The following is a 21,493-nucleotide window of genomic DNA, read 5'->3' on the forward strand; positions in this document are numbered from 1 at the left end:
GGCGGGGGGGGGGCGCCCCGCGCGGCCCGCCCCCGGGGGGCCCCCCCCCCCCCCGGGGGGGGGGGGGCCCCCCCCCCCGGCGGCGCCGGTGCCGACGAGAATCCGTCGGCACGGCCGCTCCGTCACACCACGTACTCGGGGCTCCCGCCGGGCGGCTCTCCACCATGGCGGGGACAGCGCTGCCCGGTCCGGTCCCGGTCCCTGCCGCTGCGCCGGAGGGCGCCTGCAGGAGACCCGGGGCCCGTCGAACCCGTCACTCAGGACTGGGGGCGACTACCGTGGTTGGCTCCGTTCTTACGACGTGCCTTCTTCTTACGACGTCGCTTCGACGACATGTCGCCTCCTTTCTCAACCATGCGCTTCTGCTGGGTTTGCACCCATTGTTCTTGGTATCACACCCGGCAGCGGACGGTCCCGTACCCCGTCCGCCGCCACCCCTACCCTGCGTGCGGCACCGCACTCCTGCGATCTTCCGGACCGGCGGCCGGAGGCACGCGCCGGGAAGGGACGAGGAGGCGTACCGGCGCTCGGCGGGCCGGTCGACCGATGCGCACCGGACGGCTCCGGTGTCCGAACATCGACGGTCCGCCTGCCGTACCGAGGCGGCTCCCTCCATGATGGACGGTCGTGCCACCGGGCCGTACCGGACACGGCTCGTGCCCGGCCGTGCACCGGGAAGGAACGACGGGAGGGGCCCGTACCGCTCGCGCCGTCGGCACACCGCGCGGTACATCGTCGATCAGGAAGAGAAGCCCGATGCACGAGGCGAACCATGACTACATCGTGGTCGGAGCGGGATCGGCCGGCTGCGTGCTGGCCGCACGGCTGAGTGCGGACCCGGGCGTTCGCGTCCTGCTGCTGGAGGCCGGACCGCCCGACGACGCCCCGGAGATCCGCATCCCGGCGGCCTTCGGCAGGCTGTTCCGCACCAAGTACGACTGGGACTACATCTCGGAGCCCGAGCCGGATCTGGACGACCGGCGGCGGTACCTCCCGCGCGGCCGGACGCTCGGGGGCTCGTCGTCCATGAACGCCATGATCTACATCCGCGGCAATCACCGGGACTACGACGCCTGGTCCGACGCCGGGGCCAAGGGGTGGAGCTGGGACGAGGTCTTCCCGTACTTCCTGCGGGCGGAGGACCACCACGCCGGGCCGTCCGAGTGGCACGGCACCGGCGGGCCGCTCACCGTCAGCGAGGGCCGCTCCCGCAGCCCGCTGATGGCCGCGTATCTGGAGGCGGCCCAGGAGGCGGGGCATCCGTTCAACCCCGACTTCAACGGGCCCGAGCAGGACGGTGTCGGCCCCTACGAACTCACCCAGCGGAACGGGCTGCGGTGCAGCACCGCCGAGGCGTATCTGCGCCCCGCCCTGGAGCGGCCGAACCTGACCGTGCTGACCGGGGCGCACTGCACCCGGCTGCTGTTCTCCGGCGAGCGGGCCGTCGGGGTCGAGGCGGAACGGCACGGCGTACTGGAGGACTGGCACGCCGACCGGGAGGTCGTGCTGGCGGCCGGCGCCTACAACTCCCCGCAGCTGCTGATGCTGTCCGGGATCGGCAACGCCGACGAGCTCCGGGAACTCGGCGTCACCCCGCGCGCCGACCTCCCCGTCGGGGAGAACCTCCAGGACCATCCGCATCTGCCGCTCGTCCACTTCACCGACACCCCGTCGCTGTGGACCGCGGAGACGCCGGAGAACATCGCCCTGCTGGAGTCCGAGGGGCGCGGGCCGCTCACCTCGAACGGCGGCGAGGTCGGCGGCTTCCTCCGGACCCGCGACGGCCTGGACGCCCCGGACATCCAACTCCACGCGCTGCCGGCGCAGTTCCACGAGGAAGGCCTCGGCCGGCCGACGGCGCACGCCTTCCACCACGGCGCGGTCCTGCTGGACACCACCAGCCGCGGCAAGGTCTCCCTGCGGTCCGCGATGCCGAGTGCCAAGCCGCGCATCCTGCACCGCTACCTCGCCACCGAGGAGGACCGGGCGGCGGCGGTGCGGGCGCTGCGGGTGCTGCTCGACATCGCCGGCCGGCCCGCGCTGCGCGCGCACCGCCGGTCGGACGACCGCGTGCCGGCCTCGGACAGCGACGGCGACCTGCTCGCCTTCGCCCGGCGTGAACTGCACACGCTCTACCACCCCGCCGGAACGTGCGCCATGGGTCCGGTGGTCGACTCCGCACTGCGGGTGCACGGGGTGAGCGGACTGCGGGTGGCCGACGCCTCGGTGATGCCGACGCTGGTCCGGGGCAACACCAACGCGCCCACCATCATGATCGCGGAGAAGGCGGCCGATCTGATCCTCGACGACTCCGGCTCCACCGCTCATATCAAGCCAGGGAACGGGGCATAGGGCGACCGGGCCGGAACCGCGGTCGCACGCGTCAGGAGGGCGGCGCCTGGTGCCCTGAGAGGGCGGACGTCCCGCCCCGACGCCGGCCCGCGGTGCCGTCCGGCGGGGCCCACGGTCTCAGCGCGGTGCCTCCCCGGCTCCGGCCGGCCCCCGGCCTGCCGGAGCCGCCGCTCCCCCGCTGTACAGGGCGGCGGCGCCGGACGGGCGGGGCACCGGCTGCCGGACCGGTCAGGCGGTGAGGGCGCCGACCCCGTACAGCAGCGGCAGGACGTGGTCACGGACGGCGGGCGAGAGTGTCGGGCCGCCGGCGTGGCCGGAGATCCATCGCAGGTCCGCCAGTTCGGCCGCGGGTACGGGCGGCCGGCTGAGACCGGCCCGGAAGACCGTCAGCCGCATGGGCACCTCCTCCAGCGCGGCCATCGCGTCGATCTCGGCGAGGAGGGACGGCTCCACGGGTTCCGCTCCGAGCTCCTCAGCCAGCTCCCGGACCAACGCCTCCAGCGGGGTCTCCCCCGGTTCGGGCTTCCCGCCCGGCAGATAGAAGACGTCGGGCGCGGCCTTCTTGCTCACCACCAGGAGCCGGCCGTCCTGGACGATCGCGGCAGCGGCCACGGTCAGCGGCGCGCCGTCCCCGCCGGTCCGCGGCGCCGTCCGCACAGGTTCATGTGTCATGCATCCAACCCTTGCAGGTGCGGGGCCGGTTGGGCATCCCGTTTGATGCGGGCCCGGCAGCGCCTCGTCCCGGTCCGCAGGCGCCCGGACCCGTCCGGACCGGCTCCGGCGCACCCCGCCGGCCGGGCCCGCGGGACCGGTAAGGCGTCCGGGCCCGACTCCGGGGCGTCCGGTGAGGATTCCGGCGGGACGGGCACCGCGACGGTGTCCCACGGCCTCGGCCGCTCGACCGGGATCCGGTGCCCTGCCCCCTGACCGGAACGGACCGGGGCCCGTCACCGTCCCTCGGCACTGCGGCCCGAACACCTGCCGCTGCCTGGGACGAAGCTGTTGTCGGTAGACCCTCCCTCCCCCGTGGGGAGGGCCTACCGGAGCGATCCCATCGTTCCCAAGCGGTCCGTCCTCATCAAGGCCCATCTTCTGTACGATCGGTAAGTGACGTTTACCGAACTGGGAGAGATACAAGCGTTCCTGACGCTCGCCGAGGAGTTGCACTTCGGCCGGGCGGCGGACCGGCTCGGCCTGTCCCGGCCACGGGTGAGCCAGCTCATCCAGTCACTGGAGCGGCGCGTCGACGGCAAGCTGTTCGACCGCACGAGCCGCCGGGTGACGCTCACGCCGACCGGCCACTTCCTGCTGGAGCGGGCGAAGCCGAGCTTCGAGGGGCTGCAGCAGTCCATCGAGGAGACCCGGGCCTTCGCGCGCGAGCTGCGCATCGGGTTCATGGGGCCGTTCGCGGGCGCCGTGAACGCCTCGGTGGCCGACTTCCGCCGGACCCATCCGGAGTGGGCGATCAGCATGACCGAGACCCGCTGGGGCGACTATTTCGGGCCGCTGCGCCGGGCGGAGGTGGACCTGCAGGTCACCATCTGGCCCGTCGAGGAGCCCGACCTGACGAGCGGCCCGGTGATCGCCGAGTACCCCCGGGTACTCGCCGTGGCGGTCGGCCATCCGCTGGCGACGCGGGAGTCGGTCGACGCCGAGGAACTGAGCCGGCTCACCATGGTCGAGATGCCGCAGTCGGCTCCGAAGGCGATCCGCGACGGATTCCTGCCGCAGCGGACTCCGGCCGGACGGCCCATCCGCCGGGGACGGCTGGTCAAAACCCAGCACGAGATGCTCAGTCGGGTGGCGTCGAGCACCGATGTCTGTGCCACCTCGACGGCGCTGACCCAGTACTACCGCCACCCCGACGTGGCGTTCGTCCCCTTGACCGGGCTGCCCCCGGCGCGGGCGGTGGTCAGTTGGCGCACCGCCCATGAGAGCACCAAGATCAGGGACTTCGTCAGCACACTGCGGACCTCCACGAGCTGACCGGATCACCGGACCGGACGGCCGGAAGGGCTGTGTGACGCGGAACGGGTGCGGGCCGGGACGGGTGAACGGAAAGGTGCGGACCGCACCCGTCGTCGGGTGCGGTCCGCACGTGAGGTGTCCGTGCCGCCTCTCCACCGGGGCGGCCCCATCCTCGTGCATCCACGCGTGCGCCGCGGCCACGGTGCCGGACACCGTGGCCGGGCCGACCGCTCCGAGCGGTCCGAGCGGTCCGAGCCGTCCGGAGCCGCTCAGAGCACGGAGGTGGAGTTCAGCGAGAGATAGTAGTGGCCGACGTCGGAGAGGTACGCGAGATCGGTGGTCTCGCGGTCCACCGTGAACCGGGGCGCGGCCTTGATCTCCTGGCGGGTGTTCCCGATGGTCATGGTGCGGGCCTGGCTGTCGATGCGCACCACGGCCCCGGCGGGGATCAGTACGCTCTTGCCGAACACCCACATTCCGGTGTCCACGATCACATGCTGGATGCCGGGCCGGGTGTCCTGCCGGTCCACCTGCCCGATCACGCCATCGGCCGCGTGCACGGTGAATCCCACCAGTGACTGCTCCAGTGCGGTGCCGCACTCCGGCCGGTACTCCCACATCGTGTGGTCCACGGTCTCCTCCCCTGCGCATCGATCGCCCGCGTACCGGGCGCTCCCCCTCTCCTGCCTCGGACGGCCCGACTCATGCCCCGCATACCGTGCCGATCCGGGACGCCCGGGTGAGAAGCCGGCCCCGATGTCACAGCGGCCCCACCGGCCGCGCGGCGCCGCCCCGTGGGGGCCGCTGTGTCCGCAAGCCTCCGCCCGCACCACGACACCGCTGTGGCGGGCCCCGTCACGGGGCCCGCCACAGCGCGGATCGTGTCCCTGGGACGGCAGGTCAGTCGCTGCCGCAGGTGTTGTCCGCTGCCTCGTTCCAGCCGGCGAGGACGTCGACCGTGTTGCCGCAGAGGTTGACGGGCACCGAGACGGGGACCTGCACGACATTGCCCGAGAGGAGGCCGGGTGACCCGGCCGCGGCACCCTGGGCACCGGAGTCGGCGGTGGCGGCGGCGCCGCTGCCGAGGACGGCCACGGCGGCCAGAACACCGGCGCTGAGGAAGGTACGAGCGTGCATGACGTTCTCCTGACGCTGGGAGTGGATCACTTGAGCAATCGGGACTTTCACCCGGTGACGGCGGGGGAAACGCCCTGGCCACGATCTGGGGACGCGGCACCACACCTTCGGGTGGCTGTCCCGTGAAAGACATCCCTGCCCAGGGGATGACGGGTAGTCGCGGGCGCGGTGGACACGGTGGACACGGTGGAGATGCGGTCGCGTACCGGCACCTCATGCTTCCGGCCCCGTGGATCGGGCCCTTCCTGAACAACTCGCGCAGCGCCGGCGCCGGAGCCCTCGCCTCGTGGTCCGGAACGTCGGCCGGCGAACGCAGTTCACCCATGACGGCCTCCGGTCCGCAACGTCCCTGACGGCACTCGTACCGGTCTCGGCGACAACAGTGACCGCTCCACACACTGTTCCCGCCGCCCCACGGGCCGGCGCTGTTGCCGATGACAACAGCCCCACGCAACACCCGTGCGCAACACCGCCGTCGACACATCCGGGGCAGGAGCGAGGGGAACCCGGCAGGCAGGTCCGGTGGGAACCACCTGTCACCACCACGGGAACCACAGCGGTGGATGGGCACATACATCCCCGGGCCGTCCTGTTCGGGGGAACATGCACGGCCCGGTGCGGCTGCCGACCGCTTTCGCCGCACACCCCGGCGGAGGACATCGGTGCTGTTCAGACACAGTTGAGGCAGGCATCGACGGGGTAGGAGGACAGCCACCGCACCACGTCGTCACGGCGTAGATATGTGATCTGTGCCTTCACGGACCACAAAAGGTGAGTAGCATCCGGGCACCAACGGCGGTACGAGGAGAGTGGTCACCCATGCCGGAGCAGCCGGAACACAGCAACCTCAAGGAAGAGTACGCATCCCGGGTCGACGCCGATCTGGAGCGCAACGAGGAAGAGCAGGAGCGCATCAACTCCGAGCTGACCGCGCTGCAGACCCAGCTCGCCGCGCTCAAGGAGGACCACAAGCTGCTGCAGACGATGCGCGGTGCGCTGGGGTCCGAGCGGGCCGCACAGGCTTCCGGCACGAAGAAGCCGTCGGGTGCGGCGACGCCGAAGGCGGCGGCGGTGCCCAAGGCCCGGCGCGCCAAGGACACCGCGCCGCGAGCGGTCAAGGCCAAGGCCGGCAGCCGGAAGACGGCCAAGGCTCCCACGAAGGCCAAGGCCCCGGCGGGCACCAAGGCACCGGCGAAGGCCGGGAAGCGCACCGGGCCCACACTGCGCGAGCTCGTCCACGGCCACCTGCGCGAGCAGAGCGAGCCCAGTTCGGTCGCCGAGGTGACCTCGGCGCTGGAGAAGCAGCACCCGCAGCGCACCTTCCACCCCACCGCGGTGCGCACCGCCCTGGAGACGCTGGCCGCCCAGGGAGCGTCGGAGCGCATCCGGCAGCAGAAGTCGGTGTACTACGCCCCCATCCGGATCGAGACCGCCGCGGAGCAGCCCGCCGAGACGGCGGCGCAGTCGAGTTGAGCGATGCCCCCGCGGGGTGCCCCAGGGGTGGTCCCGCGTTGCCGGGGCATCCGCCGGTTCCGCCCAGTGGGTCGGGAGCGGTGCCCGGTCCGCCGACACCGGGGCACGGCCCGGTCCCGCACGGCACCAACAGCCCGCCCCCGAGGAGAGAGTCCTCGGGGGCGGGCTGCGGTTTCAGCACCGTCGGAGTGACAGCGGGTGGCGCTGCCGCTCCTGATCCGGTTGTCGCGCTGCTGCGGCTCAGTAGGCGGAGTCGACGTTGTCGATGGAGCCGTACTTGTCCGCCGCGTAGTTGGCGGCAGCGGTGATGTTGGCGACCGGGTCGGTCGAGTCATTGGCCGTGCCGGCGACGTGGTAGGCGTCGAAGGTCGGCTTGATGACCTGGAGCAGACCCTTGGACGGGGTGCCGTTCTGCGCGTTGACGTCCCAGTCGTTCTGGGCGTTCGGGTCACCGCCGGACTCCCGCATGATGTTGCGGTGCAGGCCCTCGTAGGTGCCCGGGATGCCCTTGTCCTTCATGATGTCGAGCGACTGCTTGATCCAGCCGTCGAGGTTGTCGGGGTACGTCTTCTTGGCCTTCTTGGGGGCCGGAGCGTCGGCCGCCTGGACCGTGGCCGCCGGGGCGCTCGCGGACGCCGGCTCAGCGGCGTGGGCGGGCGAGGGGGCCAGCGTGAGAGCCGCGGCCGCGGCACCGGCGGTGGCGATACCGGCGACGGAGAGCTTACGGAAACGGGCGATGCGGCTGTTGCTGGTCCGAATGTTGGCGGTCATGCAGAAGCACCTCTCCAGAGGGGACGTGTGGGGAGGCCGACCGGGGGGTCGGTTCGGCGAGTGCGGAGCGGGACTCCGCGAGTGGGCCGGAGCGGTCGGAAGCGGGTGGGGATCACCCGTCCGGCACTCGGCTCCCCGGAACGTCAGCCATGGTTAGGGCGACCCGGAGCGGGATGCAATGGTGTGACGTACTACCCCACTTCGCAGCAAAGCCCCCCATGATCTCGGCCGGGGAAGCGGTGCCCTGGGAAGGGGAGCCGCTCCGGCGCCTACTACCAGGGGTGGAACGTGACGCAGCTCCTGTGCGGGGGGTCACAGCCGGGGCGCGATCCGGGGCCCGCTGAGGGCTCGCGCATCACCGACGGTCCGCCGCTCCTCACGCTCCGCGCGGGAAGCCGCCGGCGCTGCCGGGGCAACGCTGCAGGGCTGCCCGGGGGCGGCCGGGAGGGGGCCACGCGACCTTTCGCGGCCGGTGGCGGGCCGGTGCGAGCGTGCCCGCGCGGGGCCGGCGCAATCCCCCGCAGGAGTGAGGCGCCCCCTCACGGGTGAATCGAACGCGGCACGCCCGCGCCGTCCCGCGACGCCCCTTGGGCTTCCCCGCCTATCCGAACTGGCGTACGGCCTTTCGTCCCGCATTCCCCGTTACGGGTCCTTGATCGCGGGCGTTGTCCGAGCACCTGTACGTCCGGCACGCGCCTCGGGAGGACCCATGGATCCACTGCCCGCCCGCACTCCTCTTCACGTCGTGTTCGAGAGCCCGCCCGGTGGCCGCCCCGGGACCGGGCAGCGGGTTGACGCCGCGCGTCCCGCCCCGCGCATCCCGCACACCTCGTCCGCCCTGCACGTCACGTCCACCCCGCACGTCACCCCGTCCGCCCTGCGCGCCTCGGCACGCCCGGCACCGAGGAGGACGGCATGACCGCGACCGACCGGCCGGACGCCCCACGGCCCGGCACCGCCGAGCTGCCGGGCCCGCGGGGCGAGAGCCCGGCCCTGCCCCTGCCCCCGGCGTCCGTCGCGCCGGAGGGAGACGGTGACGACATCACCGACGGGATGGCCGAGGCGTACTGGTCGGTGTACGACGGGGCGGCGGCCACCGCGAGCGTCGGCCGCATCCTCACCCGGCTGCCCCGGATCGTCCGGCAGGTGGGCCGGCTGGCCTGGCGTGCCGGTCCCCGGGCCACCCTCGCCGTCGTCCTGCTGCAACTGGCCTCGGCGGCCATGGCGGCCTTCGGGCTGATGGCGTCCGTGGCCGTGCTCCACGAGCTGTTCGCCCAGGGGCCGACCCCGGCCAAGGTGCGCGCCGCGGTGCCGCAACTCCTGCTCGTGGTGGCCTGCCTGTCGGTACGGGCGCTGCTGGAGGCCGGGGTGTCGCTGGCGGAGGCGCGGCTGACGCCGAGGATCCGTACCGCCCTGGAGACGGAGTTCCTCCGGCTGACCGCCCATGTGCGGCTGGAAGTGGTCGACGACGCCGACTGGCACGACGACGCCTACCGGGCGCACGACCGCGGCCTGTTCTACGCGCGGATGATCGTCGGGCAGGTGGTCACCCTGGCCTCCTCGCTCCTGGGCCTGTGCGCCACCGCCGCCGTCCTGGCCGTGCTGCATCCGCTGCTCCTCCTGCTGCTCCCGCTCTCCGTCGTGCCCGTGGGAGCCGCGGCGGTCCGCGCGGCACGGGCCCGCTTCCACTCGTTCAAACGGTGGAACGCGCTGCAGCGCCGGGTACGGGTCTTCAGCTGGCTGCTCCTCGACCGTGACTCCGCGGCCGAACTGCGCTCCGACACCGCGCAGGGCGCACTCCTGGCCGAACACCACCGGCTGACCGCGCGCATCGCGGAGGAGGACACCCGCCTGGGCACGAACGCCGCACTGCTGACGCTGGCCGGGCGGGGCGCGGGCGGTATCGGCACCGGCATCACCTACACCGTGCTGGGCGCCATGCTCATCGCGGGCCGGCTGCCGCTGGCCGCCGGTGCCGGAGCCGTGCTGGCGATCCAGGCCGCCCACACGTCGCTCACCCGGTTCGTCGACGTCTGTCACCTGGTCTACGAGCACGCGATGTGGGTCGACGACCTCCTCGCGTTCCAGGAGCGCTGCCGGGGCCTGCTGCCCCGCCGCCGCGGTCCGGCCGCACCGGAGTCGGTCCGGACGATCAGCCTCAAGGACGTGTCGTACACCTACCCGGGCAAGGACGTCCCCGCCCTGAACGGCATTTCCATGACGCTGCACGCGGGGCAGACGGTGGCGTTCGTCGGGGTGAACGGCTCGGGCAAGAGCACCTGTTCACGGCTGATCGCCGGGCTGTACGACCCGTGCGGAGGGACGATCCGCTGGGACGGGGCGGACGTCACGGAGCTGGACACGGAATCCCTCCAGGCCCGGGTCGCCACCGTGCTGCAGGACCCGGTGCACTTCCCCTTCAGCGCGCTGTCCAACCTCACGGTCTCCCGCGGCACGCTCACCGAGGCCGATCCCGGGCAGGCGCTCGCGGCGGCGGTGGCCTCCGGCGCCGACCGGGTCATCGCCGGGCTGCCGGACTCCTGGACCACGCTGCTGTCCAAGCGGTTCAAGGGCGGCGAGGAACTGTCGGCGGGCCAGTGGGCGAAGATCGCCGTCGGCCGGGGCATCTACAAGAACGCTCCGGTGCTGCTGCTGGACGAACCGACCGCCAGCATGGACCCGAAGGCCGAACACGCCGTCTACCAGGCGGTTCTCCGGGGCGGCCACCGGACCGACCGGATCACGGTCCTGATCTCGCACCGGCTCGCCTCCGTCGTCGAGTGCGACACCATCTACGTCTTCGACTGTGGCCGCATCATCGAACACGGCAGCCACCGGGAACTGATGGAACAGGGCGGGGAGTACGCCGGCATGTTCCGTCTGCAGGCGGCGGCCTACAGCGCCGCGGACGCGGTCGGTGCCGAACGGCGGGCCCCGGATCAGCCGGGGGAGGAAGTGACCGCCCAGGGCTGACAGGGCTGTGGTGAACAGGTCGGTGATGACGGCACTGGAATGACAAGCCAGGTCTGAGGCCCCGGACTTGACGGTCCGGGGCGGGGAGGTCCGGGGCGGGAAGTTCCGGGGCCCGGCAGCCCGAGGCCCGGCAGCCCGAGGCCGGGCAGCCCGAGGCCGGGCGGTCCGGGTATCACGGCGCCCGGCCGGCCCCGGTTCCGGCCGGCCCCGGTTCCGGGCGGCCCCGGTTCCGGCCGGACCCGAGGCCGGCCGGGGCCGGTCCGAACCGAGCCGGGCCCGCCCGGGGCCGGTCCGAACCCGAGCCGGGCCCGTTTGGGGCGGCTCAACCGGCGTCTCCCCCGCGCGATGAGCCGGACGGGGCGCGGGCCACAGGGCCTCCCGGGCCAACGGTGGTGCGGGGGGCGGGAATCGCCGTCGTCGTGCGACGGTGCCGTACGCGTGCCGAGCGCTGTGCGCGCCGCTTCGGCGCTCCCTCGTCCAAGGGAAAGCCGGTCCCGGCCATGGCGTGGCGGTGACCGGCCCGCGCGGGGATATCGGCCGATGGCCTGCCGTCCCGGCGCGGGCCGGCAGCGGCGATGTGCGCCCCGCCATCGGCCGGTCGCTTCCGGCTCCCCGGTGCAGCCACGGCGCAACCGGTCGATGAGCGGGCCGATCAGCCACACACCGGGAGGGCCACAGCATGGCTTCCACGATCACTCTGGTCAGTTCGTCGCCGAACTCGACGGTCCACGGGCAACCCGTGTCGTTCACCGCCACCGTCGTTCCGCTCGGCCCCGGTACACCGACCGGGACGGTCACCTTCGTCATCCGCGGCGGGCCCACGCTGACCGCCCCCGTGATCGCCGGCCGGGCGGCCGTCTCCACCAGCGGCCTGAGCCCGGGCACCTACGGCGTCACCGCGATCTACAGTGGCGACTCCCGTTTCACCTCGTCGACGGGGGCCGGCTCACACCCCGTTCTGAAGGCGCTGACGACCACCTCGGTGTCGTCGTCGCCCGAGCCCTCGGCGTTCGGCCGGCCGGTGACGTTCACCGCTTCCGTCGCCCCGGTTCCTCCTGGAGCCGGGACGCCGACCGGCACGGTGACCTTCTTCATCAGCACCGGACCCAGTCTGACGTCGCCACTGGTGGACGGCACGGCCCGGATCACGACCGGCGCTCTGGGTCCGGGCCTGCACGTGGTGGTGGCCATCTACAGCGGGGACATCAACTTCCTCCCCTCCACCGGCACCGACACCCATACGGTGCGGATCAGATCGGCCGCCACGCGGACCACGGTGTCCTCGGCGCCGGACCCGTCGGCCGTGGGGCAGCCCGTGCAGTTCACCGCCACGGTGGCTGCGCTGTCCCCCGGTTCGGGGACGCCGACGGGCACGGTGACGTTCTCCTTCGGCGACGGCACCCCCTCGGTGACCGCCTCGCTCTCCGGCGGCGTCGCGCGGGTGACACACCCGTACGCGAGCGCGGTGAGCAGCCCGTACACGGTCACCGCGGCCTACGGTGACGCACACCTACACCAGCACGGCCGGCAGCCCGTACACCGTCACCGCGACCTACGGCGGCAACGCCGACTTCAGTCCCTCGACCGGGGTCGACACCCACACCGTCGTATCGGGCAACTGACCCGGGCGCGGCGGCGGAGCGTCCGCGTCACGCAGCCGTTCTCCTCCGGCGGCGGCACCCCCGGGTGCCGCCGCCACCCGCTCGCGGCCACCGGTTTCCGACCCGGTTCCGGCCGGTCGCGCACTGGCATCGACCCCCAGGATTGAGTTAGGTTAGGCATACCTAACCAACCGATGGAGATCCGGATGCGCCTCTTCACCACTCCTCCCGGGCAGCCGACGAGCGCCGAACGGATTCGCACCGTTCTCACCACCGCCACCTCGATGACCATGGTCACCGAGGGGCACCGGACCGAGGTCTCCCGGCTCTCCGGTCCGGGCGCGGCGGAACACATCCACCTCCATCCGCTGATGCCCGACGACTCCCTCACCCCAGGGGCGCCCACCGCACCCGAACTGGCCCCGGCCACCCTGGAGTTCACCGACATCTCCCCGATCCCGGTACGGGACCGGGTGCGGGCCCGGGTCACCGTGTCGGGGTGGCTGAAAGCCACGGAGGGACCGTCCCCGGACGGCAGTCACTGCATGGAGTTCGCCGAGGCGGCTCTGGAGACCGCGGGCGTGCGCACCACGGTGGGCCTCGACGAGCTCATGGCGGCCGCCGCGGATCCGCTGGCCACCTGTGAGGCCGGGATGCTCACCCATATGGCCGACGATCACAGCGACTTGGTGATGCTGCTGATGCGCCTGGTCGACCCGGGCCTGGTCCAGCACGTGCTGCGCGCCGTGCCGCTGGCCATCGACCGCTACGGCATCACCCTGCGGCTGGAGTACGCCCGGAGCCACCAGGACGTCCGGCTCCCCTTCCCGTCGCCACTGACCGACGCCGACCAGGCGGGCGTTCGGATCCACGCGCTGCTGAACATCGCGCGCCGCTGCTCGCACCGGGGCCGCCTGCTGCACGACTCCTGAACGTCGTGGCCGGCGGTCCGGTGCCCGCTCCGGCCGAAGGCAGCGCCGAAGGCAGCGCCGAAGGCAGCGCCGAAGGCAGCGCCGAAGGCAGCGATCGGCCCTCGGGACCGGTGTCCCGAGGGCCGGCCGGTCAGCAGGACGCGGGCGGGATGCTCTGCTCGTACTGGAAGACGTTGTGCGGGTCGTACTTCTGCTTGATCCGGCGCAGCCGGTCGACGTTCCGTCCCCAGTAGGCGGTTTCCCACTCCTGCATGCCGACGTTCGGCACATTGACGTAGGCGCCGTTCACATAGGGCCGCAGCGCCTGGCTGAACTCGGCGATCCAGGCCTGGGCGACCGGGGTGAGCTCGTCACCACTGTCCGGTTCGCCACGCGTTCCCCAGCCGGCGCCGGGCTCGGAGTAGAAGAGCGCGTCGCGGTGCGGGAACGCCGTGCCGCCGCGGGGCGGCCTCCTGACCGCCCCGCCGAAGGCCTGGGTGAAGAAGTTGCTGTCGTCCGTGGGGGCGTCGCGCATGAAGGAGGCGATCACGTCGATCGCCTTCCTCGGGAACGGCTCGGTGGTGAACTGCGAGAAGAACTTCCAGTTCGCGGGCTCGTCCTCGGTCGGAATCTGGAATCCCTCGTAGACGTCGCCCCAGTTCCCGGTCTCCACCGAGACCTCGGGCGTGCCGACCGACAGGATCGGGGCCAGCAGCTTCTTCGCCTCCGCCTCCGTCCCTTCGGCGAGAACACCGAACAGCAGGATCTGGTTCCGGTGGATCTCGAGCTGGGTTCCGAGGCGCTTGTCGGCGCTCGGTGCCGTGCGCTGCCAGGCGTCGAAGATCCCGCGCAGGTTTCCGATGCCGTCCCAGGTCGCCTGCACGTAGGCGACGCTCCTCAGCGGGGACGCCTGGTAGGTGAGTGAGGTGACGATCCCGAAGTTGCCGTTCCCCGCCCCGCGGAGGGCCCAGAGCAGGTCGGCGTTGTTCTTCAGGTCCGCCGTGATCACCTCGGCGCGGTTCGTACCCTTCGCGACGACGATCTCGGCACCGATCAGGCCGTCGCAGGCCATGCCGAGGTAGCGGGTCAGGAATCCGAAGCCGCCGCCGAGCGTCGCGCCGGACAGGCCGACGCTGCCCTCGGTTCCGGTCGTCACCGCGAGGTTCTTCTTCGCGAGCGCGGTCACCGCTTCCAGCTGGTTGAGCCCGGCTCCGACCTTCGCGATGCGCGAGGCGGTGTCGATGCGGACCGACTTCAGTTCGCTGACGTCGATCACGATGCCGTTGTCCACGTTCGACCAGCCCTCGAGGCTGTGGCCCCCGCTGCGCACCCGCAGCGCGACATCGTGCTGCCGCGACCACGTGAGGGCGTTGACCACGTCCTGGGTCCGCTGGGCATAGACGATGACCAGCGGGTAGTGCACGAAGAGCTCGTCCCAGCCGAGGCTCGCATCCGCGTACCCGGGGTCGTCGGGGCGGACGATGCGGCCGGTCAGCCGCGCCTGCCCGGCTGCCGCGCTGTCGGATGCCGCGCTGTCAGCCGCCGTACTCGCGGACGCCGCGCTCGCGGCGCTCGCGGCCGGGGCGCCGGCGGCCGTCGCGCCCGGGAGAACGACAGAGCCGACACCGGCGGCCGCCGTCGCCCTGATCAGGCCGCGACGAGAAAAGTCGTGCATGGTCCGTATCCTCTCGACGGATACGCCAGTGTGCGGCCGGGGCAGATATGGTCCGCCGGCTGGCGCGTTCAATCCTTTGTGGATAATTCCGGCCCGCAGAGTAACAGGGGGTTCTTGGCAATGTTGCCCGACACGCCAATTGCGAACGGTCGCCACTCGTTGAGGAATGAAGCAGCCGAGAGACCGTCAATTAGCCCGGTTGAGTGCCGATCGCGGAACCTCGCGACCGTCCCACCGTCCGACTGCTGCATGTGATTCCCATTGCACAGAAATCCGCGGCAGGCACGCCCCGCCTCCCGATTTGGAATTCACCGACAGGTTGTCTGCACCAGGCCATTGGAGGTCAGGACGGCCTTCCCTGCGATGGCGGGAGTCCCTCCGAATTCCGGCACACAGAGAATGAATCCCGGGGTTCATCTTTCCCGCTCCACGGCAGCGACCTCCGAGGGGCGCTGCTCTCATTCCCAGGCATCAGCCATCACGAAGGACACGACGGTGCCACCGAAACGGCTGGGACCCGAGTGCCAGGAGTCAGCGATGGAGTCGACCAGGAGCAGGCCCCGCCCGTGCGCGTCGTCATCCTCCGGCCGACGCATCCGCACGTTCGCCGGGCATCCCGGATTGTGCACCTCGATCCGGAGCGAGGTTTCCTCGCGGTACCACTCCACCCGTACGACCCAAGGCTCATCCGACCGACCGTGGACGATCGCGTTGCTCACCAGCTCCGAGACCAACAGAACGCAGTCCTCGATCGAGCAGGCCGGGCAGTACGGGGCGATGAACTTCTCAAACCAGCGTCGCGCGCGGGGCACCGAATCGGGGCTCGGATGCAAGGTCATCGTTCCGAGCCGAGGCGCCTCGGGGCATGGGTCACGGTCGAGCATGTAGACCATCCGCGCTCACTCCTTGTCCGTGCCGTCGCTGTCGAGGCACCGTCGCTTCGATGCGGCAGAGGCAGTCGTTGACGATGGAACGCGGCAGCGCTGCACGCGAGCCGGCGCCGCTTCCGACCACGCCCCCGGCGAGCCAATGGTGAATCCCGCTTCCGGCCGCCGTGACGTCACGTCGCACTCCTCCCAGGTGGCCTTAGCCACTTACTGGATAGTGGCATTGGCCACTCACACTCTGCAAGCGCATCGACGCAACAGCGACAGATCAGGTGAGTGGGTACCCCTGTTCGAACACCCAGCGCTGTGACGGGTAAGTGGCTTCGGCGAACTCCAACGGCCGGTCCTGCAGGTCGAAGACGACGTGATGAACGATCAGAACGGCTGAACCGGATTCGAGTCGGAGGTCAGCCGCTTCTTCGTCTGTCGCAGACCGCGCGCACATCCGGTCCTCGGCATAGCTGCCCCGACGTCCCGTCACGCTTTCGACATACATGAGAGTGCCCTCTTGGATCCGCTCCGCATCCAAGAGCTTCGGGGCCCTCTGGCCGATGTCCGGAGCAAACCAGGAGGTGGACAGCGTGATGGGCCCATCCTGATTGTTGGTCACGCGGCGTCGATGCACGACCCTGCACCCCTTGCCCAAGCCCAACGCCTCGGTCACATGATCCGGCGCCTCCAGCCAGCCGGCAGACGTGATGACCGCGTACTCACCGCGCGTGTAGATCTTTCCGGTCTGGCGGGCACGGCCATACAACTCACGTGCTCGCCGGTTGACTTCGAGGTTCCGGACAAAAGTGCCCGACCCCTGCCTCTTCTCGACCAGGCCCTGATGACTCAGCGCCTCCAGAGAACGGGCGGCCGTGGGCCTGGACACCTTCCAGTCTGCCGCGAGTTGCCGTTCCGAGGGAACCTCGTCCCCCGGCCGCAGGTCTCCTCGAAGGATCTGATCACGAATGAAGTACGCGATCTGGAGATACTTCGGCTGAGCCTCCTCAATCTGCGGCATGTTCCCTCCCAGTCCAAGTGGCTATGGCCGCTAGCCACTATAGGGTGAGCGCCAACGCTGAACCCCGTACGCTGGCTGGCATGACGCGGTTGATCGTCGCAGCAGGAGGAGGGGGCGACGCCGTCACCGCTGCCATGCTTGCCGCCACCCTGTACAGCGACGACGACCAGACGGTGATCCTCACCTACGCATGGGATCGCCTGCTCGTCGACCCGGTGCCAGGCCCTCGAGGAGCCCACGACTTCACCGGCCTCGACCGCATCACGCCGACCGTCTCAGCGGTGCCGGCCGAAGCTCGGCCGATCGCTCCGGCGGGATCCACCCTCCCGCGACTCGCGGCCGAACTCCCCCACACCTTCGCATTGCTTGACCCTCACCAGGGCGCTCTGGGCGTCACGCGGCAGCTGGAAGAGCTGGTCAGTCACCTGGAGCCGGAGTCGATCGACCTCCTGGACGTCGGCGGCGACATCCTTGCGCGAGGCAATGAGCCAACGCTGAAGAGTCCCCTCGCCGATGCCCTGACCCTGGCTGCCACCTGCCAGGTCAGCGCCCCGGTGCGCCTGCTGATTGCCGGCCCCGGCCTGGACGGCGAACTGTCCCCGGACGCCCTGCGCCCGCTGCTCGGGCCGGCCGTACACGCCCTCACGGCGAAGGAGGTGGAACCGATCAGCGCGGTCCTGGAATGGCACCCCTCCGAGGCGACGGCGATGCTCGCTGCAACGGCACGAGGAGTCCGGGGCACCTGTGAGGTACGAGATGCCGGCCTCCCCGTACCTCTCACCGACGAGGGCCCCAGGGTCCACGAGGTCGACCTGGACGAAGCGCTGGGCCGCAACACCTTGGCCCGCGCCATCATGGCGACGGCCTCGCTGGACGAGGTCGAGGCGTACAGCCGCGAGATCTGCGGCTTCTCCGAGATCGACTACGAGCGCGACAAGGCCACACGGCTGATGAACCAGCCGGCCGTGAAGCTCGATGACGAGGCCGTGCTGCCCCAGCTCGACCGGTTCGAGATGCAGGCCCACGGCCGGGGAGTCACCCACACGACGTTCCGCCGCATCACCGAGGCCCTGAACCTCGCCGGCTCCCAGCGCGATCCCCTGCGCCGACTGCTGATCGACAGCCGCCCGGGGCAGTACGAGGCGCCCCTGTGGCGCATGGCGACAAAGCCTGAGTAGCAACGTCCCCTACGGGGGCGAGCCCGGTCTCCCCGTTCTCCTCGCGCGGCCGGACCCCGTCCCGGGCCCGTGCTCCTGTCTCCGTCCGTTTCCAGCCCGCCCGGGCACCCGTGCCGCGCGCACGGCAGTCAGCAACCCAGCCTCGTTCGCATTTCGCATGATGCGCCTGATCGGGTGAGCGCACGGCCGCAGCCCCCTCCTCGCACCATCGGCCGCCGGATCGCGGGCAGGTACCAACCACAGAGGGCCACGGTGCCCGGGACGTCCCGGGAACGCTCCGCAGCTCCCCCGGCGCCCGTCGAGGCGCCGGCGCGGGGAGAATTCTGAACAGGGCCGGCGCTCTCTGTCGATCCGGCCGGTCCCCGTTCGTGTAGGGGGTGAGAGGCCGGCACCGGGCCGGCACCGCCACCGATGGAGGACGTCATGCAGCAGTACCTGCTCAGCATCTACCAGCCCGACGGTGACCCTCCGCCGCCCGAGGTGCTGGACCCGATCATGCGGGACGTCCGGGCCGTGAACGCCGAGCTCGAGGAGGCCGGTGCCTGGGTCTTCTCCGGCGGGCTGCACCCGCCGGACACGGCGACCGTGCTGCGGCCGGGCGAGTCGGAGGTGCTCACCACCGACGGCCCGTACCTGGAGGGCAAGGAGCACATCGGCGGGTTCACGGTCATCCGGGCGCCCGATCTCGACGCGGCACTCGGCTGGGGGCGCAAGCCGGCCCGGGCCACCACACTGCCGATCGAGGTCAGGCCGCTGTCGCACGGAGCCTGAGGGTGCCGTCCGACCGGCCGGAGGTGGACGCGGCGGAGACCGAGCGGGTGTTCCGCGAGGAGTACGGCCGCTCGGTCGCCGTCCTGGTCCGCGTCCTCGGCGACATCGACGCCGCGGAGGAGGCGGTCCAGGACGCGTTCACCACGGCGGTGGAGCGCTGGCCCGCCACCGGCCTGCCGCCGAGCCCCGCCGGGTGGATCATCACCACCGCCCGGAACCGGGCGATCGACCGCCTCCGCCGCGAGGCGTCCCGCGCGGACCGGCAGGCCCAGGCGGCGCTGCTGCACGCCCGCGACGAACCGGTCGAGGAGGGACCCGTGCACGACGACCGGCTCCGTCTGATCTTCACCTGCTGTCACCCGGCCCTGGCCGCACCGGCCCGGGTGGCCCTGACCCTGCGGCTGCTGGGCGGGCTCACCACCGCGGAGATCGCCCGCGCCTTTCTGGTGGCGGAGCCCACGATGGCCCAGCGGCTGGTGCGGGCCAAGGCGAAGATCCGGGACGCGCGCATTCCGTACCGGATCCCGGCCGACGCCGATCTGCCGGACCGGCTGCGGGACGTGCTGGCGGTGGTCTACCTCGTCTTCAACGAGGGCTACACGGCGAGTTCGGGCGAGGAGCTGGTGCGGACGGACCTCTGCGCGGAGGCGATCCGGCTCGGCCGGCTCCTCGCCGCCCTGATGCCCGACGAGCCGGAGGTCATGGGGCTGCTCGCGCTGATGCTGCTGATCGATGCCCGCCGGTCCGCCCGCAGCGCCGCGGACGGCGGGATGGTGCTGCTGGCCGACCAGGACCGCGGCCGCTGGGACCGAGCCCTGATCGCCGAGGGGCAGAGCCTCGTGCGGGCCTGTCTGCGGCGTGACCGGCCCGGTCCGTACCAGATCCAGGCCGCGATCAACGCCGTGCACAGCGACGCCGCGAGCGCCGGGGACACCGACTGGCGGCAGATCCTGCGGCTGTACGACCAGCTCCGGGCGCTCGCGCCGAGCCCGGTGGTGGCACTGCACCGGGCGGTCGTGGTGGCCGAGGTCGACGGACCGGAGGCGGCGCTGGCACTCGTCGACGGCCTGGCCCTCGACCGGTACCACCTGTTCCATGCCGTGCGCGCCGATCTGCTGCGGCGGCTGGGCCGGGACGCGGAGGCCGCGTCCGCCTACGGGGCGGCGATCGACCGCACCGGCAACGCGGCGGAACGCGACTTCCTGGAACGGCGTCGGGCGGAGCTCCGGCCGGGGTGAGCCCCGGCCGGTCGGCGGCTGTTCCCGCGCCGCCGGCGTGGCCGCACCGCCGCACGGCGAGGTGTCAGGCCGGGGCACTGCGGCCGTCGCCCCGCGCACGGCGGTGGCCGACGAACTCGAGCTCGGCGAAGACCGCGACGACCACCGCACCGATCACCAGAAAGACGGTGCCCGCGGCGGTGAGCGGAACGAGATCCGAGAACGCCAGCAGCAGGAGCAGCGGACAGGACAGGGCATTGGCGACGACGACGGTCGCGGAGAGCCGTTCGGGAATCCGCGGATACCCGGCGATGAGCGCGAGGGCGGCGGCTCCGCCCAGCATGGCGATGCCGAGGGGCACGGACCAGGAGGCGGGCAGGCCGAGCGGTCCGTCGAGCCAGGGGCTGCCCACCAGCAGCAGGACACCGAACGCGGCGGTTCCCCAGCTGTCGATCCGCAGGCTGGTGCGCAGCAGATCCGGTGTCGCGCCACCGGCCGCGGGGCGCCGGGCGGTTGTGGTCGGGACGGTCATGCGGGACTCCTCTGTCGAAGGACGCCCGGTCGTGCCGGGTCCGAGACGGCCCGTCGCACCGGGCCCTGAGGTGAACCGTGGCAGCGGCACGGTGCCGGACTCAATGACCTCGGAGGTCATGGCCGCGATGCTGCGGCCCGGTTAGGCTCCGGGCATGAAAGCGGATCAACGCCCGCGGCTGGGCTCCCTGTTACGCGACTGGCGGCGGCGCCGCCGGCTCAGCCAGCTCGACCTCGCCCTGCTGGCGGACGTCTCCGCACGCCATCTGTCCTGTGTGGAGACGGGCCGGGCCCACCCGAGCCGGACGATGCTGCTCCGTCTCGCCTCGGCGCTGGAGGTGCCGCTGCGCGAGCGCAACGCGCTGCTGCTCGCCGCCGACTACGCGCCCGCGTACCGGGAGAGCAGCCTCGACGACCGCTCCATGGCGTCGGTGCGCGCCGCGCTCGGCACCATGCTGACCGCCCATGAGCCGTACCCCGCGGTGGTGGTCGACCGCTGGTGGAACGTGGTGACCGGCAACCGGGCCATGCCGGTGCTCATGGACGGCATACCGCACCATCTGCTGGAGCCCCGGCCGAATGTGTACCGCCTCGCCCTGCATCCGGAGGGTCTGGCCGCGCGGGTGGTCAACCTCGGTGAGGTGCGGGCCCTCTTCCTGGAGCGGCTGCGCCGGCAGGTCGACGCCACCGGGGACGGCGACCTGCGCGTGCTGTACGAGGAGGTGTCCCGCTATCCGGCACCTCCCGGCCCGGAGCCGGACTCCTCCTCGGACCCGTCCTCCTCGGACCCGTCCTCCTCGGAGCCGTCAGCCCCGGACCCATCCGCCCCGGCCCCGATCCAGGTGCCGCTGAGGCTACGGACGCCGCACGGTGAACTGTCGCTGTTCAGCACCATGGCCACGTTCGGCGCCCCGGCGGATGTGACCCTCTCGGAGCTGGCGATCGAACTGTTCTACCCCCTCGACGCGTTCACCACCGAGGTGCTCGGCGCGCTGCCGCTGCCGCCCGGCCCCGGCCCGCTCTGAGCGGCAGGGGCGGG

Annotated in this window: 19 protein-coding genes and 1 pseudogene; 11 read left to right on the top strand and 9 right to left on the bottom strand. The window is 71.8% G+C overall.

The window, feature by feature from the left end:
* Positions 1-257: 257 nt before the first annotated feature.
* Positions 258-335 (bottom strand): 50S ribosomal protein bL37, encoded by a 78-nt coding sequence (locus tag ABT112_RS35305; protein ID WP_370443954.1) that lies wholly within the window; start codon positions 333-335, stop codon positions 258-260.
* Positions 336-756: 421 nt separating this feature from the next.
* Here ABT112_RS35305 and ABT112_RS01185 point away from each other — a divergent pair, with 421 nt between their 5' ends.
* The gene (locus ABT112_RS01185) at positions 757-2,352 is read left to right on the top strand and encodes a GMC family oxidoreductase (protein ID WP_351504181.1); all 1,596 of its coding nucleotides are present in this window, start codon (positions 757-759) and stop codon (positions 2,350-2,352) included.
* 228 nt (positions 2,353-2,580) lie between these two features.
* Here the strand turns inward: ABT112_RS01185 and ABT112_RS01190 are convergent, their stop codons facing one another.
* Positions 2,581-3,024 carry an NUDIX hydrolase gene (locus tag ABT112_RS01190; RefSeq protein ID WP_351504184.1) on the bottom strand — a complete coding sequence of 148 codons (444 nt, stop codon included), beginning with the start codon at positions 3,022-3,024 and terminating at the stop codon, positions 2,581-2,583.
* Positions 3,025-3,459: 435 nt separating this feature from the next.
* On the opposite strand from ABT112_RS01190, the gene ABT112_RS01195 reads away from it, so the two are divergent.
* Complete coding sequence (locus tag ABT112_RS01195) at positions 3,460-4,338, top strand: LysR family transcriptional regulator (RefSeq protein ID WP_351504186.1); 879 nt, start codon at positions 3,460-3,462, stop codon at positions 4,336-4,338.
* A 251-nt stretch (positions 4,339-4,589) separates the two neighbouring features.
* On the opposite strand, the gene ABT112_RS01200 is transcribed toward ABT112_RS01195, so the two are convergent.
* Together ABT112_RS01200 and ABT112_RS01205 are read right to left on the bottom strand one after the other, a co-directional pair.
* Positions 4,590-4,952 (bottom strand): PRC-barrel domain containing protein, encoded by a 363-nt coding sequence (locus ABT112_RS01200; RefSeq protein ID WP_351504188.1) that lies wholly within the window; start codon positions 4,950-4,952, stop codon positions 4,590-4,592.
* A gap of 268 nt (positions 4,953-5,220) precedes the next feature.
* Positions 5,221-5,457: a chaplin gene (locus ABT112_RS01205; protein ID WP_351504190.1), complete on the bottom strand. Its 237-nt coding sequence runs from the start codon at positions 5,455-5,457 to the stop codon at positions 5,221-5,223.
* A gap of 819 nt (positions 5,458-6,276) precedes the next feature.
* Between ABT112_RS01205 and ABT112_RS01210 the strand changes: the two genes are divergently transcribed.
* Positions 6,277-6,930 (top strand): hypothetical protein, encoded by a 654-nt coding sequence (locus ABT112_RS01210; protein WP_351504192.1) that lies wholly within the window; start codon positions 6,277-6,279, stop codon positions 6,928-6,930.
* Positions 6,931-7,170: 240 nt separating this feature from the next.
* Here the strand turns inward: ABT112_RS01210 and ABT112_RS01215 are convergent, their stop codons facing one another.
* A complete protein-coding gene (locus tag ABT112_RS01215) occupies positions 7,171-7,701 on the bottom strand; it encodes a transglycosylase SLT domain-containing protein (protein ID WP_351504194.1) in 531 nt (176 codons plus the stop codon).
* Between the two features lie 915 nt (positions 7,702-8,616).
* On the opposite strand from ABT112_RS01215, the gene ABT112_RS01220 reads away from it, so the two are divergent.
* The 4 genes and pseudogenes from ABT112_RS01220 to ABT112_RS01235 all read left to right on the top strand — a co-directional run bounded on the left by ABT112_RS01220 (position 8,617) and on the right by ABT112_RS01235 (position 13,207).
* The gene (locus ABT112_RS01220; RefSeq protein ID WP_351504196.1) at positions 8,617-10,674 is read left to right on the top strand and encodes an ATP-binding cassette domain-containing protein; all 2,058 of its coding nucleotides are present in this window, start codon (positions 8,617-8,619) and stop codon (positions 10,672-10,674) included.
* A 679-nt stretch (positions 10,675-11,353) separates the two neighbouring features.
* A pseudogene (locus tag ABT112_RS01225) lies at positions 11,354-12,124 on the top strand (Ig-like domain-containing protein); the annotation flags it as partial.
* Positions 12,125-12,173: 49 nt separating this feature from the next.
* Complete coding sequence (locus ABT112_RS01230) at positions 12,174-12,296, top strand: hypothetical protein (protein ID WP_351504493.1); 123 nt, start codon at positions 12,174-12,176, stop codon at positions 12,294-12,296.
* A 185-nt stretch (positions 12,297-12,481) separates the two neighbouring features.
* On the top strand, positions 12,482-13,207 hold the full coding sequence (locus ABT112_RS01235; protein ID WP_351504198.1) for a DUF2470 domain-containing protein: 726 nt from the start codon (positions 12,482-12,484) through the stop codon (positions 13,205-13,207).
* A gap of 130 nt (positions 13,208-13,337) precedes the next feature.
* Here ABT112_RS01235 and ABT112_RS01240 read toward each other — a convergent pair whose 3' ends face one another.
* The 3 genes from ABT112_RS01240 to ABT112_RS01250 form a co-directional block, all read right to left on the bottom strand.
* Complete coding sequence (locus ABT112_RS01240) at positions 13,338-14,861, bottom strand: FAD-binding oxidoreductase (RefSeq protein ID WP_351504200.1); 1,524 nt, start codon at positions 14,859-14,861, stop codon at positions 13,338-13,340.
* A 458-nt stretch (positions 14,862-15,319) separates the two neighbouring features.
* A complete protein-coding gene (locus ABT112_RS01245; protein ID WP_351504202.1) occupies positions 15,320-15,754 on the bottom strand; it encodes an ATP-binding protein in 435 nt (144 codons plus the stop codon).
* A 262-nt stretch (positions 15,755-16,016) separates the two neighbouring features.
* Positions 16,017-16,757, bottom strand: a complete 741-nt coding sequence (locus tag ABT112_RS01250) for a GntR family transcriptional regulator (RefSeq protein ID WP_351504204.1) — start codon at positions 16,755-16,757, stop codon at positions 16,017-16,019.
* Between the two features lie 80 nt (positions 16,758-16,837).
* Between ABT112_RS01250 and ABT112_RS01255 the strand changes: the two genes are divergently transcribed.
* The 3 genes from ABT112_RS01255 to ABT112_RS01265 all read left to right on the top strand — a co-directional run bounded on the left by ABT112_RS01255 (position 16,838) and on the right by ABT112_RS01265 (position 19,944).
* Entirely contained in the window at positions 16,838-17,935 is a 1,098-nt protein-coding gene (locus tag ABT112_RS01255) for a DUF1152 domain-containing protein (protein WP_351504207.1), read from the top strand.
* A 423-nt stretch (positions 17,936-18,358) separates the two neighbouring features.
* Positions 18,359-18,706: a YciI family protein gene (locus ABT112_RS01260; protein ID WP_351504209.1), complete on the top strand. Its 348-nt coding sequence runs from the start codon at positions 18,359-18,361 to the stop codon at positions 18,704-18,706.
* 2 nt (positions 18,707-18,708) lie between these two features.
* On the top strand, positions 18,709-19,944 hold the full coding sequence (locus tag ABT112_RS01265; RefSeq protein WP_351504212.1) for an RNA polymerase sigma factor: 1,236 nt from the start codon (positions 18,709-18,711) through the stop codon (positions 19,942-19,944).
* A 64-nt stretch (positions 19,945-20,008) separates the two neighbouring features.
* Here ABT112_RS01265 and ABT112_RS01270 read toward each other — a convergent pair whose 3' ends face one another.
* Positions 20,009-20,455: a hypothetical protein gene (locus tag ABT112_RS01270; protein WP_351504214.1), complete on the bottom strand. Its 447-nt coding sequence runs from the start codon at positions 20,453-20,455 to the stop codon at positions 20,009-20,011.
* Between the two features lie 154 nt (positions 20,456-20,609).
* On the opposite strand from ABT112_RS01270, the gene ABT112_RS01275 reads away from it, so the two are divergent.
* Positions 20,610-21,479, top strand: a complete 870-nt coding sequence (locus ABT112_RS01275) for an MmyB family transcriptional regulator (RefSeq protein WP_351504216.1) — start codon at positions 20,610-20,612, stop codon at positions 21,477-21,479.
* Positions 21,480-21,493: the final 14 nt, after the last annotated feature.

It is taken from the genome of Streptomyces sp. NPDC002055, from assembly GCF_040296705.1.
Lineage (GTDB): Bacteria > Actinomycetota > Actinomycetes > Streptomycetales > Streptomycetaceae > Streptomyces.

Coding starts and splice junctions, on each gene's coding strand:
- ABT112_RS01215 (WP_351504194.1), bottom strand. CDS start 7,701: ATGACCGCCAACATTCGGACCAGCAACAGCCGCATCGCCCGTTTCCGT.
- ABT112_RS01235 (WP_351504198.1), top strand. CDS start 12,482: ATGCGCCTCTTCACCACTCCTCCCGGGCAGCCGACGAGCGCCGAACGG.
- ABT112_RS01275 (WP_351504216.1), top strand. CDS start 20,610: ATGAAAGCGGATCAACGCCCGCGGCTGGGCTCCCTGTTACGCGACTGG.
- ABT112_RS01240 (WP_351504200.1), bottom strand. CDS start 14,861: ATGCACGACTTTTCTCGTCGCGGCCTGATCAGGGCGACGGCGGCCGCC.
- ABT112_RS01185 (WP_351504181.1), top strand. CDS start 757: ATGCACGAGGCGAACCATGACTACATCGTGGTCGGAGCGGGATCGGCC.
- ABT112_RS01190 (WP_351504184.1), bottom strand. CDS start 3,024: ATGACACATGAACCTGTGCGGACGGCGCCGCGGACCGGCGGGGACGGC.
- ABT112_RS01260 (WP_351504209.1), top strand. CDS start 18,359: ATGCAGCAGTACCTGCTCAGCATCTACCAGCCCGACGGTGACCCTCCG.
- ABT112_RS01205 (WP_351504190.1), bottom strand. CDS start 5,457: ATGCACGCTCGTACCTTCCTCAGCGCCGGTGTTCTGGCCGCCGTGGCC.
- ABT112_RS01220 (WP_351504196.1), top strand. CDS start 8,617: ATGACCGCGACCGACCGGCCGGACGCCCCACGGCCCGGCACCGCCGAG.
- ABT112_RS01210 (WP_351504192.1), top strand. CDS start 6,277: ATGCCGGAGCAGCCGGAACACAGCAACCTCAAGGAAGAGTACGCATCC.
- ABT112_RS01250 (WP_351504204.1), bottom strand. CDS start 16,757: ATGCCGCAGATTGAGGAGGCTCAGCCGAAGTATCTCCAGATCGCGTAC.
- ABT112_RS35305 (WP_370443954.1), bottom strand. CDS start 335: ATGTCGTCGAAGCGACGTCGTAAGAAGAAGGCACGTCGTAAGAACGGA.
- ABT112_RS01245 (WP_351504202.1), bottom strand. CDS start 15,754: ATGGTCTACATGCTCGACCGTGACCCATGCCCCGAGGCGCCTCGGCTC.
- ABT112_RS01255 (WP_351504207.1), top strand. CDS start 16,838: ATGACGCGGTTGATCGTCGCAGCAGGAGGAGGGGGCGACGCCGTCACC.
- ABT112_RS01270 (WP_351504214.1), bottom strand. CDS start 20,455: ATGACCGTCCCGACCACAACCGCCCGGCGCCCCGCGGCCGGTGGCGCG.